General features: G+C 44.0%; 10 protein-coding genes. 6 read left to right on the top strand and 4 right to left on the bottom strand.

All coding sequences use genetic code 11. The features are described from left to right. Positions 1-62: 62 nt before the first annotated feature. On the top strand, positions 63-1,073 hold the full coding sequence (locus G4D54_17620; protein ID QJA04131.1) for a Gfo/Idh/MocA family oxidoreductase: 1,011 nt from the start codon (positions 63-65) through the stop codon (positions 1,071-1,073). Between the two features lie 369 nt (positions 1,074-1,442). Here the strand turns inward: G4D54_17620 and G4D54_17615 are convergent, their stop codons facing one another. The 3 genes from G4D54_17615 to G4D54_17605 form a co-directional block, all read right to left on the bottom strand. Then, positions 1,443-2,078, bottom strand: coding sequence for a Crp/Fnr family transcriptional regulator (locus G4D54_17615; protein QJA04130.1), 636 nt, complete (start codon positions 2,076-2,078; stop codon positions 1,443-1,445). A 62-nt stretch (positions 2,079-2,140) separates the two neighbouring features. Further along, positions 2,141-2,815 (bottom strand): nicotinamide riboside transporter PnuC, encoded by a 675-nt coding sequence (locus G4D54_17610; GenBank protein ID QJA04129.1) that lies wholly within the window; start codon positions 2,813-2,815, stop codon positions 2,141-2,143. An 11-nt stretch (positions 2,816-2,826) separates the two neighbouring features. Continuing rightward, the gene (locus tag G4D54_17605) at positions 2,827-3,645 is read right to left on the bottom strand and encodes a purine-nucleoside phosphorylase (protein ID QJA04128.1); all 819 of its coding nucleotides are present in this window, start codon (positions 3,643-3,645) and stop codon (positions 2,827-2,829) included. 376 nt (positions 3,646-4,021) lie between these two features. On the opposite strand from G4D54_17605, the gene G4D54_17600 reads away from it, so the two are divergent. From G4D54_17600 to G4D54_17585, 4 genes are all read left to right on the top strand, one after another. After that, positions 4,022-4,864 (top strand): PRD domain-containing protein, encoded by an 843-nt coding sequence (locus G4D54_17600; GenBank protein ID QJA04127.1) that lies wholly within the window; start codon positions 4,022-4,024, stop codon positions 4,862-4,864. Positions 4,865-4,972: 108 nt separating this feature from the next. Then, positions 4,973-6,817 carry a PTS transporter subunit EIIC gene (locus G4D54_17595; protein QJA04126.1) on the top strand — a complete coding sequence of 615 codons (1,845 nt, stop codon included), beginning with the start codon at positions 4,973-4,975 and terminating at the stop codon, positions 6,815-6,817. 11 nt (positions 6,818-6,828) lie between these two features. Next, on the top strand, positions 6,829-8,304 hold the full coding sequence (locus tag G4D54_17590) for a family 1 glycosylhydrolase (GenBank protein QJA04125.1): 1,476 nt from the start codon (positions 6,829-6,831) through the stop codon (positions 8,302-8,304). Positions 8,305-8,362: 58 nt separating this feature from the next. Beyond that, the gene (locus tag G4D54_17585; GenBank protein ID QJA04124.1) at positions 8,363-9,229 is read left to right on the top strand and encodes an HAD-IIB family hydrolase; all 867 of its coding nucleotides are present in this window, start codon (positions 8,363-8,365) and stop codon (positions 9,227-9,229) included. 126 nt (positions 9,230-9,355) lie between these two features. On the opposite strand, the gene G4D54_17580 is transcribed toward G4D54_17585, so the two are convergent. Next, positions 9,356-10,939 (bottom strand): LCP family protein, encoded by a 1,584-nt coding sequence (locus G4D54_17580; GenBank protein ID QJA04123.1) that lies wholly within the window; start codon positions 10,937-10,939, stop codon positions 9,356-9,358. Positions 10,940-11,130: 191 nt separating this feature from the next. Between G4D54_17580 and G4D54_17575 the strand changes: the two genes are divergently transcribed. After that, positions 11,131-13,419 (top strand): UvrD-helicase domain-containing protein, encoded by a 2,289-nt coding sequence (locus tag G4D54_17575; protein QJA04122.1) that lies wholly within the window; start codon positions 11,131-11,133, stop codon positions 13,417-13,419. Positions 13,420-13,425 lie beyond the last annotated feature (6 nt).

Genomic DNA, 13,425 nt, shown 5'->3' with positions numbered 1-13,425 from the left:
ATTGTCTAATGCGTTATGAGCGAAATAAGTATTTTAATAGGTAAAAGAAAGAGGTAGGTAGTATGAAAAAAGTTAACATCGGAGTGGTAGGAGCCGGAATTTACGGTAATTATCATATCCATACGTATAGTTGTGACCCGCATGTGGAAACGGTGGTGTTCTGTGATTTGAACGAGGAGCGCAGAGCAGCCACACAAAACCGCTATCAGATCAGAGGCTATGCAGATGTCAAGGAAATGATTACGGCAGAGAAGCTGGATGCTATCAGCATTGCGACACCGGACCCTTATCACTATGAACCGGCAAGGGCTGCCATGGAGGCAGGTATCAAATATCTGATGATTGAAAAACCGCTGGCAACCTCCGTAGAAGAATGTGAAGAACTGATTGCCATGGCAGAGAAGTACGGTGTGCAGATTGCCGTGGACTTCCATAAACGCTGGGATCCGGCCTATAACAATATGCGTGATGAAATCCTGATGGATAAAGAAAACATCATCCGCGGCTATATGTCACTGGATGATGTGATCGATGTTCCTATGAACTGGTTTACCTGGACTGATCAATCCTCACCCTCCTGGTTTCTCGGTGTGCACTGCTATGATCTGATTCGCTATGTAAGCGGCAGTGAGGTGGAGAGCGTGTATGCAGTCGGGAATAAACAGGTACTAAAAAAGCAAGGCTATCAGACCTATGACAGTATCCAGGCCATTCTGACGATGGAGGATGGAAGCAGCTGGACGGTGGAAAACTCCTGGATTCTTCCCAATACGTATCCGAAATCAAATGACGGACAGCTTGTGATCGTGACGGAGCACAAGTATCTGAAGAATGAATCCTATCGGGGAGTTAAAACCTATACTGACAAAAAGGCAAGTCTGCCAAACTATATCTTCATGAAATTTGATGAACATAATGCAAGCGGCTTTGGACTGGAGCCGATGCAGGACTTCGTCAGTGACATCGTAAACCAGCGCTCCTTCCGGACAAATGCGTATGATGGTTTACAGGCGACAAGAATCGCTGCCGCAGTGCATGCATCCGCAGAAAGCGGCAACGTCATTCATCTGTAAAAGAACAGGGCAGAACGATCTGATAGCTTGCAGGTACAGTATACTACAAATCTCAGCTCTCGTCCTGCCTTTTTACATATTCAAAACAGAAAAGCTGCCATCACGAAACGTGCAGCCAAGGCTGCGCCTGAGAGCAATCCTTTCCGGTTATCATAAAGCATCCTATCGGGGAATCCTTATGACAATGGAAAAGCTGTTTTGATAATCAACGGTGGAGCTTTCTGTCAGGAAATCCATGCTTACTGAAAAAAACAATCAGAAAAGCTTTCGTCAGACAGATAGAAATCCACTGCAGCTGTTTGATTTATATCCGATGCATAAGCGTTAGGAAACACTTTTGTTTCATCCAACGCGTGAACAAGTGCTGCGTTAGCTGTAAAGCTTTATTTCTTCCTCCAGGCGTTCCATGGAATGAACCGTTATAATACCTGACTTATAATCCAGAATCCCATCCCTGATCAATGTATGCACAACCCTGTTGATGCTGCGTATATTGGAGCCCGTTCCCTCTACCAGAAGATCCTTGGTGATCGTGAGGTCTTTTTTGCACAGAGTGTTGTAAATCATATACATAATTCTGTATTTCAGGGGGTAAAAGGCATTTACTCTTTCCTGTTTACTGCAAGCGTAATTCCTCTGTGCAATCAACGTCGTAATATATAAGGTAAATGCATTATCTGCACGCAGCCATTTTAGAAACTGTGCATTTTCCAGCTTCAGCACCCTGCATTCCGTAACGGCTTCCACGGTGGAGACGGTCTCTTTATCAATGAGTGCCTCCAGCTCTCCGTAAATCGTCACACCGGTATCAATATCCTCTATGTAGACATTTCCATTGATTTCAGAGTGATAGTTTTTTACAATTCCGCTCAACAGGATGTAGATGCAGTCACTTTTTTTATTCTGTTCCATCAGCTTATCCTGAAAGGAATAGGTCTGTTCCTGAAAATGAGAGCGGATATCGGCAGGACAGGCGGCTATAAAGGTTGTCAGATCAGGTTTCATACGTACCTCCAACGTGTATCATATGTATAATATCACAGATTATATAAGTATTTCCATGCGAATCAGAACATGATTTTATTTCTGCCCTGCTCGAGATAGCTTTCGTACCATTCTATCAATCCGGCAATGGAGAGGATGAATTGAATAATCACCAGAATCAGCATGATAAAATAGCCGTTCAGGACATAAATTACCATGAAGAGAAGATTGCTTATAATCCATAAAATCCAGTTTTCATACAGCTTTCTGCTCAGCCAGTATTGACCGATAAAGCCAAGGATAGCTGTCAGACTGTCCAGGATGGCATTCTGAGCATGCAGGATATTGATTTCCACATAACCCCATACAGCCCACAGAAGCAGGATGATCGCAATCCAGAGAAGCTGCCCCTGTCTGTTTAAGCCGGATGTTTTTGTGCTGTTGCCGTCATCCCCCATTCCCCAGTAATACCATCCATAGATATTGAAGATGACCTGAAAGCAGGCCAGAATCGCCAGTGCGTATAAGCCTGTTGTATAATAGATATACAAATATGCAAGCACGGTGATAATACCAAATATGAAGTTTGAAATTTTTTCCTTTGATAGCAGCCATACATTGATAATGCCCATCACCGAGGCGAAGATTTCAATGAGGCTGGACTTTATGCTGTAGCCTGCAAGGATGCAGAGCAGACAGGATAGTATGGCAAAAATCGGGCTTTTGGTTAGTTCGGTTGACTTCTTAATGATATTCATATGGGCTCCTCCTATAATTCTTTGATGAATCTTCCAATCAGAATCATCGCTTTGTCAGAAATGCTCTGACAATTCTCCATTACCTGTTCATGTGTGATTTCCTGATCGGAATAGGCGGCTGCCGGACATGGAACACCGGATAAGGCTAAAACCTTCATCCCGCAGTGATTGGCGATGATAACCTCCGGAATGGTGGACATTCCGACAATATCAGCGCCCAGTCTTGCCGCCATATAGGTTTCCATGACGGTTTCATAGCTCGGCCCCGAAAACATTGCATAAACGCCTTCCTTCAGTTCAATGTGTTCCTGTGCTGCAAGCTCTTTTATCTGCTGTATACAGTCTCGATTATATGGATAGGCAAGGTCGGGAAACCGCTCTTCGTATTCCTCTAAATTTTCTCCGATCAAAGGATTGAAGCCGGAGAAATTCAGATGGTTGCGAATGACGAATAAATCCTGTGCCTTTACGGATTCACCGGCCTGCCCGCTGCAGTTTGTAATGATGATGGTTTCTACACCAAGACGCTTCATGACACGAACAGGAAGTGTTACCCTGCTGGGTGAATAGCCTTCATAGCAATGGCATCTTCCTTTCATGACTACCACCTCTTTCCCCTGTATTCTCCTGATGATCAGGGTTCCTTCATGTCCTGCGACACCGGGCACCGGGAAATGGGGGATATCCGCATAGCGGTACTGCTCAGGTTGTTCGATCATATCAGCAAGCTGATGATATCCGGTCCCTAAAATGATTCCGATTGCGGGAGTGTAGTGCGTACGCTTTCTGATATACTCGTACGCTTCGTTGATTTCTTCTCTTACATGCATTGTCTGTACCTCGCTTTACATATTTACGACCATGGACATTATGCCAATTTGTGATAGCGTTTTCAAGGACATTTGTCCACGAGTTGACAGATAGGATGTATTGCTATTTAAGATCTTGTTAATTTGAAAAAGCATATGTAGGTATTCCAAGGTGGTATCTTTCAACAAAGGAAGTATTACCGCTATATAGGTTTTTAGTTGTAAAATAAATTTTTCGGTTGACATTACCGTGAACTTGATATACTATAATCTCGTAAACGTTTACAAAATAAACTTGATGAGGATTGTTACTGGTTACAGGCAATACCGAAAGTAAAAGATGTTACTTTGGGTGGTCTGTATTTTTTTTATATTTAATATTTAAGGAGGGATATGCGTGAATATTGTGAAAGTATTAAACAATAACGTTGTGCTTTCAATGGATGAGAATCATGAGGATGTCATTGTACTTGGAAATGGTATCGCATTTCAGAAAAAATATGGAGATCAAATTGATGATTCAAAAATAGAACGTATTTTTACACAGCAGATTCCTGAATTAACAGCGAGATTTCAGAAGATGTTAAGCGAAATACCAATGGACTTTCTGGAGATAGCGGAGAAGATCATTTTGAATGCAAAGCTGAAGCTGAATCACGATTTTAATGATAATCTGTACATATCATTGATGGACCATATCAATTTTACAATTCAGAGATATCGGGAAGGTATGCTGATTGAGAATCGGCTGCTGCTGGAGACTAAGGTTCTGTATAAAGATGAATTTGCAGCAGGCAAAGAAGCTGTGGAATTGATCAATACAACATTTGACGTTCAGCTGCCGGAGGATGAAGCAGCCTTTATCGCGCTTCATTTCGTCAATGCCAGTACAGGCGGAAGTATGCAGGATACGGTTCAGCAGACACGTATCGTACAGGATACCCTGACCGTTATTAAAAATTTCTTCAACATGACATTTCAGGAGGATTCCATCTCATATTATCGCTTAGTTACGCATCTGAAATTTTTTGCACAACGCATAACCGCTAAAAAAATACAGGGCAAAGCGAAGGAAGATGTTCAACTACTGGAAATTGTAAAGCTGAAATATCCCGATTCCTATGAGTGCGTTAACAGAATTGTGAAATATATGAATCTGGAGTTCGGGTACTCATTGACAAATGAGGAACGATTGTATCTGACAATACATATTGAACGAATTAGAGAGACTAATGATTAGGATTGTTACTCATGAAAGAGGCAAGACCTGAATTAACCTTATCTTTATAAGACAGCTTATAAGGTAGCTTAATTTGGGTCTTTTTTGACAAGTAGAAAGGAGTCTGTAATGGACGTGAAGAAAACAGCCGCTCAGATTTTAAAAGAAGTAGGCGGAAAAGAAAATATCAAGGAGATGTTTCACTGTGTGACGAGGCTGCGTTTTTATGTAAAGGATTATAAAAAGGTGGATTTGGAACATATTAAAAAAATTGATGGGGTAATGGGGGCGCAGTATCAGACGGAACAGCTGCAGATCATCATCGGAAACGACGTAGGCAGCGTATATGATGCCGTTACTGCACTGACCGGGTTCATCCATGATGAAGAGACAATGGCGAAAAAGAAAAAATTCAGAGCCACAGGCGTATTTGAAACCATGGCGGCTATTTTCCTGCCGACGATACCAGTATTGGCAGGAACCGGGATGATTAAGGGTCTGATCACGATTCTCACCTCTTACTGCGGATTTGATGCGGCCTCTGATTTTATTCAGGTAGCTACGATTGCGGGGGACTGTGTATTCTATTTCTTCCCGTTTTTAGTAGCATGGTCTGCATCCAAACGCTTTAAAACAGATACCGCCTGTGCACTGGCGCTGGCAGGCTGTCTTTTGTATCCCACCATGACAGCGGGTCTTGCGGCAGGGGCAGATCCTATGCATTTTCTGGGGTTGCCGATTCCGTTCGTAAAATATGCGGCAAGCAGTATTCCGATTGTTCTTGCTGTTCTGGTATTGAGCTGGTTTTATCCGTTCATTGATAAGCTCATTCCCAAGGTTTTGCGTCTGGTATTTACACCGATGCTCGTATTGATGATGATGGTACCTCTGACACTGATTGCGATTGCCCCGCTGGCAAGCTATATTTCTCAGGGATTGGTTATGGTCGTCAAATTCCTGTATGACTTATCACCGGTAATTGCCGGAGCTATTGTTGGTGGTACACGCTTACTGGTCGTATTAACCGGAATGCATTTATCGCTGGGGGCAGTAATACTGGAAAATATCAATCAGTTCGGGTCTGACTTCCTGCTGCCGATGAATACAATGGGAACACTGGCACTGTTTGGTGTTTGTATGGGAGTCTGGGTGAAATCAAAGAATACACAGACAAAATCAATCGGTGCATCCACTGCTATATCATCCTTTATCGGAATAACAGAGCCGGGAATTTACGGAATACTGCTGAAATTTAAAAATGCACTGATTGCCGTTATGATTGCCGGTGCAGCCGGTGGAGCAATCGTCGGTGCTTTTGGTGGACAGTCAACTGCATATGTCAATTCCTGTATCCTGTCTTTGCCTGTTTTCATGGGAGATGGATTCTGGGCAGTATGTTTGGGAATGGCCGTGTCTGCGGCCCTTGGCTTCCTGTTGATTATGGTATTGGGCTTATCTGAAGAAAAAAACAGCTGTGAAAGTACAGCTGTAGATACAAAGACTGTGGAAAACAGCCGGAATGAAATAATACAGGCACCGATGAATGGCACACTGATGAAGCTGAGTGACGTTGAGGAGGACGTGTTTGCTTCTGGTAGTATGGGGAAGGGAATTGCGATTGATCCGGATGAGGGCGTGATCGCTGCACCATTTGATGGAACAATCACTGCGGTTTATCCTACAAAGCATGCAATCGGACTGACATCAAAGCAGGGAGTGGAATGTATTATTCACATTGGTATCAATACAGCAAATTTACAGGGGAAATACTTCGATGTGAAGGTGCGTGAACAGCAGGAGGTACAGGCTGGTGATATCCTGGTGGAAGTCGATCTGGCAGGAATTCTGAAAGAAGGCTATTCTCTGATCACTCCTGTTATCATCACGAATTCCGCTAGCTACCTGGATGTGCTGGCGAATGAAGAAAGCGGTATTATCGTAAAAGGAGAACCGTTGTTGACGGTTCTGAAATAGGAGGAAAAATTATGTATAAGAATACATCACCATTGAAATTTCCAAACGACTTTCTGTGGGGCGGTGCAACTGCGGCCAATCAGGTTGAAGGAGCGTGGAATGAGGATGGAAAAGGTATGACGATTGAAGATTGTCTGCCTTATCGTGAAGTAGGCGTTGCTGATTTTACGAAGCAGTTTCAATTCAGCAGCAGAGATTTAGAAGAAGCACTGACAGCTGGACCGGATGCAAATTATCCAAAAAGACGGGGAATCGACTTCTATCACCATTACAAGGAAGATATTAAATTATTTGCGGAAATGGGCTATAAGATATTCCGTATGTCCATTTCCTGGGCGAGAATCTTTACAGATCCAAGAGATGAGAAGCCCAATGAGGATGGTATCGCTTTTTACGAGGATATGTTTAAGGAATGTAAAAAATATGGCATAGAACCGCTCGTTACGCTTTCCCACTATGATCCACCGGTTGTACTGGCAACAAAGTATCGTGGCTGGTATTCAAGAGAGGTCATTGATCTGTTTGAAAAATATGCTCGTGTCTGCTTTGAACGCTTTGGGAAATATGTAACTTACTGGCTTACCTTCAATGAGGTGGACGCTATGCTCAGGCATCCTGTGACAAGCGGAGCACTGATTGAAGACAGATTTGCTGATATCCCATTTGAACAGGCGATTTATCAAGCAATGCATCATCAGATGGTTGCGAGCGCAAGAGCAGTGAAGCTGGGACATGAGCTTGTTCCCGGAGCACAGATCGGCTGCATGATGACAAAGCTGTGTTTCTATCCGTTTACCTGTAAGCCGGAGGACAATCTTGCGACACAGCAGCGGATGCGCAGTATCTACCGCTATGTAGATATACAGGTGTTTGGAGAATATCCAAATTATTTAAACAATGAAATCAGAAACAAGGGGTATGTCATACAATGGAAAGACAGTGATGAGACGGATTTAAAAGAGGGAACAGTTGATTTTGTAAGCTTCTCTTACTATATGACCAGCTGTATGGCTGCAGAAACAGAAGGTCTGGATATGGCACCAGGAAATACTGTGAATGGTGTGAAAAACCCATATCTGCCATCCTCTGAATGGGGCTGGCAGACGGATCCAACCGGATTGCGGATTTCACTTGTTGATATTTATGACCGGTACAGGAAGCCTCTGTTTATCGTGGAAAACGGTCTGGGGGAACGTGATCAGATTACAGAGGATGGAAAAATACATGATCCGTACCGCTGTGAATATCTGAAGGAGCATGTCATGGCGATGAGTGATGCCATAAATGAAGATGGTGTGGAGCTGTGGGGCTATACATGGTGGGGCTGTATTGATCTTGTCAGTGAATCCACGAGACAGATGTCAAAACGCTACGGCTTTATTTATGTGGATATAGATGATTATGGCAACGGTACCTATAACCGGTATAAAAAAGACAGTTTCTACTATTATAAACAGGTTATCGAAAGTAACGGAGAGAAATTATAAGAGCAAGGGTGAAAGACTTCAAAAATGAAGTCTTTTTTAAAAGATGAGGAGGCACTCTATGATTAAATATTTCGCAAGTGATTTGGATGGTACATTATTAAATGCAGATTATGCATGGGATACCATTCTGGATGAGGGCATGAAGGCGATTCTGAGGGATGGTTATGAATTCGTCGTGACAACGGGGCGAACGATTGCAGGTGTAAAAGGTTGCGAAGGACTCTGGGCGCTGCCGGTTCATGTTATCGTTATGAACGGTGCACTCATTTTGGATAAAGATAAAACGACACTGTTCCGTGGGGCGATAAAGAAAAGGACGGTAGCGGGAATACTGGATGCTATGCCGCATGCAAACCTGGAATTTTTCACAGAAGATAAAATTTTAACGATGCTGCCACGGAAAAAATACATAGAGGAATATATGAAATGGGATATATGGAGAAAGAAGGTTCTTGATAATGGAAAGAGCGGATATCTGGATGAATATCTCAGCCGGTTTCATTTTCAAGCGAAGCGTGAAGAAATCCTGAAGTTGGATATTCTGAAAATAAACGGTTTGGAATTACATCAGGACAAACGTGCAGACCTTCTCGACAGACTGACTATGTTTGAAAATGATATTGTAAATGCTTCCTTCGATTCCAATGTTTTTGAATTGACGGACAGAGCAATATCAAAAGCAAGTGCTTTGATGTTTCTGGCGCATCGGAAACAATGGGACAAACAGAAAATTGCTGTATTCGGAGATGGTGGAAATGATATGGATATGCTGATGAGCTTTGTACATTCCTATGCGCCTGAAAATGCACAGGAACAAGTAAAAAAAGTGGTATCTGAAATCATTGCTTCCAATGATCAATACGGTGTGCTTAAAAAAATTATGCAGATTGCAGCGGACAATCGCAGGAAACACACACCCATTTGAATAACAGGCAGAAAACTGCCCGGATGTATTTATAGACAAAGCATTATGAAACCATGATAACAAACATCAAAAAACCATGCCCTCAACGATATCACTCATCGCTGACGCTGCATGGTTTTGTTTTCTTTACTGCGGATTCTCTGCCATATCCGCATAGCGTATGTTTTCCGAGGTATTGATCTTCGGAGTATTCGCATACAGATCATTCAAATTAAACGTAAAGCTGTTCATCTGCAGCTGCCTGCGTGCCGCATCATAGGCATTCACAACCGCATGCACCTCATCCCGGCTGAATAGATACACATTGCTTACACCAAGGGACGGATCCAGACTTGCCACATACAGGTCTTCATAGACACCGTTATCGCTGGTGATGGAGGAAATCGTCCATGGCTTCAGCTCATTCAGCTCACCGGATACAAAATCCGCAATCTTCTCTGCCGGCATATTGGTGATAATGTAATTCGGTGCAATATCCATCAGATCATTCACCTTGGTTAACCCGTTTGCGGAGATCAGCTTATTGATAATTGCCTTGATAATGCGCTGCTGTGCACGCTCTCTTCCGGCATTGTCATAGCCCTTGGTCTTACGGTGCCGGGAATAGGCGAGCGCCTGCTTGCCGTTTAAGTGCTGCTTGCCCTTTTTCAGACAGATCAAATCTTCTTTCTTAAAGCTTCGATTTTCATCCTGTTCACAGAAGTCAATTTCCACATCCACATCAATACCGCCGATCGTATCGACAATTTCAATCAGGGAATTGAAGCTTACACGGGCATAGTAATCAATCGGGATACCGAAGAAGTTCTGTATCGTTTCCACACTGTTTTCAATCCCGTCGTTTCCGGTATGCGTCAGCTTGTCGTTTTTATAATCGTAGGCGGCATTCGGTATGTAGCCGTCTCTTGGCAGAGACACCATATCAATGTGATTCGCCTTCGGATTGACAATCAGAATCAGATTCGTATCACTTCTTGTCTGCTGGTCCGGACTTCCCATATTATCAAGTCCGCTCAGATAGACGGTGAAGGTATCCTTTGTGACATCGATATCGGGACCGCTGGCGGCATCATTTTTCTTTTTGTAGGTCTGAATGATATCCACACTGTCCGCAAAGCCGTCAATATTGGATTTGGACATATCATAATAGGAATCGGAAATAACAAAGGCATTCACCGTTTCCAGATTCAGATCGCTGTACAGCGTTGTATAATCCAGCTCTTCCTTGGGCGTGGTATTGCCAACCTCGCTGTCCAGCTTTTCCCTTGCATAGGCGGCATTTTTCTTATCGACGCCCTTCTGATAGCCGATCGTTTTGCCTTCCAGCTGGGAAAGGGAATCAATACCGCTGCCCTTTTTCACGACCACATAGATTTCCGTGGTGGAGCCTGCCGCATTTTTGCTCATCTTATGCAGAGTGCTTCGTGATTTATCCAGAAAATATCCCCCGGTACCGATAACCACCGTCAAAAGAAGAATAAACAGACGCTTGACGATCACAGCCCACTTGGGAAGCTTCTTCATGGACAGCATAAATAATATAAGGAATAGAATCAGCAGGATACCTGCGGCTGCCATCGTCCATTTCACAGGAAGGATGCCGAAGGTAAATGCTATGGTAAAGGATACGATTCCCACGATCAGAAACGCCAGCAGAAACAGCAGGTCGATCGTGCGGGTATAGTATCGTTTCGGTTTTTGTTTTGCCATATGTATCACACCTCAGTTAGTCAGTCTACATTATAGTATAAACAAATTTAAAATACTATGGCAGATTTCTGAAAATTTCGTAATAACTATAGAGTACCATGCCGTTTTGGGTTATAATTGAAGTTGTTTTCTAAAGAAAAGGAAGACAAAGTATAGTATAATAGTCGAGAAGGTAAATAAGAGGTGATGTTGTGTCGTTTTTAGATCAATTGAATGAGCATCAGTTAGAGGCAGTACAGTGTGTGGATCATCACCTGCGGATCATTGCGGGGGCAGGAAGTGGAAAGACCCGGGTGGTAACGACCAGAATTGCATATCTGATCAATGACTGCGGAGTATATCCGAATAAAGTATTAGCCATCACCTTTACGAATAAGGCGGCTAGGGAAATGAAAGAGCGAGTGGAGAATCTGCTGGGAGATGTAGCCAAGGCGGTTACGATTTCCACCATTCACTCCTTTTGTGTGCGTCTGTTGCGGGAGGACATTCTGGAGCTGGGATATCCGAGGAATTTCACGATTCTGGATGCGGATGACCAAAAGAGCATTTTGCGGGATGCCTACAAGCAGATGCATATCGATGTCAAAAGCTACAGCTACAACAGTGTGCTGTCGTACATAAGCAACAACAAAACGAATTTTATAGATGCCGCAACCGCCAGGGCGGGTGCCGGCAAATGGGCGGGAGAACAAATCAAGGCCGATGTCTACGAGTTTTACGAGAAGCGTCTGAAGGAAATGTATGCGCTGGATTTCGATGATCTGTTGATTTTTGCCCACCGTATATTGAAGAACAATGAAGAAGTACGCGCGAAATGGCAGCGGCGCTTTAACTATCTGCATGTCGATGAGTTTCAGGATGTCGATAATCTGCAGTATGCCATCATCAAGCTGCTGGTAAAGGAAGGCAGCTATCTGTGCGTGGTCGGCGATCCCGATCAGACGATTTATACCTGGCGTGGTGCACAGGTGGATATCATTATGAATTTTGAAAGGGATTTTCCGGACAGCCATACCGTTGTGCTGAATGAGAACTACCGTTCCACCCAGCAGATTCTGAACGGTGCCAATGCACTGATCAAGAATAACCGCAACCGTATCGATAAGGATTTGTTCACCCGTGTGGAGAGTGAGGATAAAATCATTCATTTCTCTGCTATGGATGATGCAAACGAACCGGTCTGGGTTGCCAGCAAAATCATGACGCTGCATCACGATCATGTGGACTATCGGGATATTGCAATCTTGTATCGCTCCAACTTTCTGTCAAGAGGGCTGGAAAAAGCACTGCTGGATTTTCATATTCCGTATCGCATCTACGGAGGTGTGCGCTTCTATGACCGTGCGGAGATCAAGGATGCCTTAAGCTATCTGCGTCTGTTGGCTCCCTTTGATGAACAGGATCCCAAGGCGATGTACAAGAATCTTGCCGTCAAGCGCGTCATCAATTCTCCGAAGCGGGGAATCGGTGCAAAGACGCTGGAAACCATTGAGCTGCAGGCAAACCATGATGAAACGAATATGTATGATGTCCTGTGCGAATATGAAATCGGAAAGGGCAAGGCAAGAGCCAACATACAGGCGTTTGTTGCGATGATTGAGGAATGCCGCATGTTGGTGGATACCATCAGCATCGACCAGCTGCTGGAGAAGGTGCTGGAGGACAGCGGTTATCTAAATATGCTGCGGGAAGACAAGGAAATAGAGCGTCTGGAAAATATCAAGGAGCTGATCGGGGATATCTCGGATTATGTGGAAGCACATCCGGAGGGTACCCTGAATGAATACCTGCAGGAAATCTCCCTGTATTCCGATAAGGAGGAACAGGAGAACGGGGACTTTGTACAGCTGATGACGATTCATGCCGCAAAGGGGCTGGAATTTGATAATGTCTTTGTGTACAGCCTATGCGAGGGAATCTTCCCGAATGAACGCTCTGTGGGAGAAGGCGGACAACCGGCGCTGGAGGAAGAACGCCGTCTTGCCTATGTAGCCTTTACCCGGGCTAAAAAACAGCTGTTTTTATCCGACTCCTACGGCTACAGCTATGTACTGGATAAAATCAAAACAACCTCCCGGTTCATCAAGGAGCTTCCCGAGGACTGTATCGAGGATGTCGGCGCAAAACCGCGGAATACATTTTCCAGCGATGTCGATACCTTCAGCGGCAGTGACTTTCTGTCCATGCACAGTGACATGGTACAGCATCGTCCTCAGGAAAGCAGCGGCTATGCAAGACAGGCCGAGCGAAAATTAAGCGATGTGCGCATCACAGATTCATTTGATAGTGCACCAATCATAAATGAGGATAGGAAACCTAAGAAAAAGGGTAAAATAAGAAAAGGCGATCTGGTTCATCACGAAAGCTTCGGAGACGGTGTTGTTATCAAGCTGGAAGAACAGCTGGCAACGATTGCCTTCGAACAGAAATTCGGAATCCGAAAGATCAAGATCGACCATCCGGCTTTATCGAAAAAATAGGAGGTT

Origin of the sequence: [Clostridium] innocuum (assembly GCA_012317185.1) — a bacterium.
GTDB classification, from domain to species: domain Bacteria; phylum Bacillota_I; class Bacilli_A; order Erysipelotrichales; family Erysipelotrichaceae; genus Clostridium_AQ; species Clostridium_AQ innocuum.
Note: the sequence above shows the minus strand (reverse complement) of the source record. Positions and strands in the feature narration are given on the sequence as shown.

Coding starts and splice junctions, on each gene's coding strand:
- G4D54_17585 (QJA04124.1), top strand. CDS start 8,363: ATGATTAAATATTTCGCAAGTGATTTGGATGGTACATTATTAAATGCA.
- G4D54_17610 (QJA04129.1), bottom strand. CDS start 2,815: ATGAATATCATTAAGAAGTCAACCGAACTAACCAAAAGCCCGATTTTT.
- G4D54_17615 (QJA04130.1), bottom strand. CDS start 2,078: ATGAAACCTGATCTGACAACCTTTATAGCCGCCTGTCCTGCCGATATC.
- G4D54_17605 (QJA04128.1), bottom strand. CDS start 3,645: ATGCATGTAAGAGAAGAAATCAACGAAGCGTACGAGTATATCAGAAAG.
- G4D54_17580 (QJA04123.1), bottom strand. CDS start 10,939: ATGGCAAAACAAAAACCGAAACGATACTATACCCGCACGATCGACCTG.
- G4D54_17590 (QJA04125.1), top strand. CDS start 6,829: ATGTATAAGAATACATCACCATTGAAATTTCCAAACGACTTTCTGTGG.
- G4D54_17595 (QJA04126.1), top strand. CDS start 4,973: ATGGACGTGAAGAAAACAGCCGCTCAGATTTTAAAAGAAGTAGGCGGA.
- G4D54_17620 (QJA04131.1), top strand. CDS start 63: ATGAAAAAAGTTAACATCGGAGTGGTAGGAGCCGGAATTTACGGTAAT.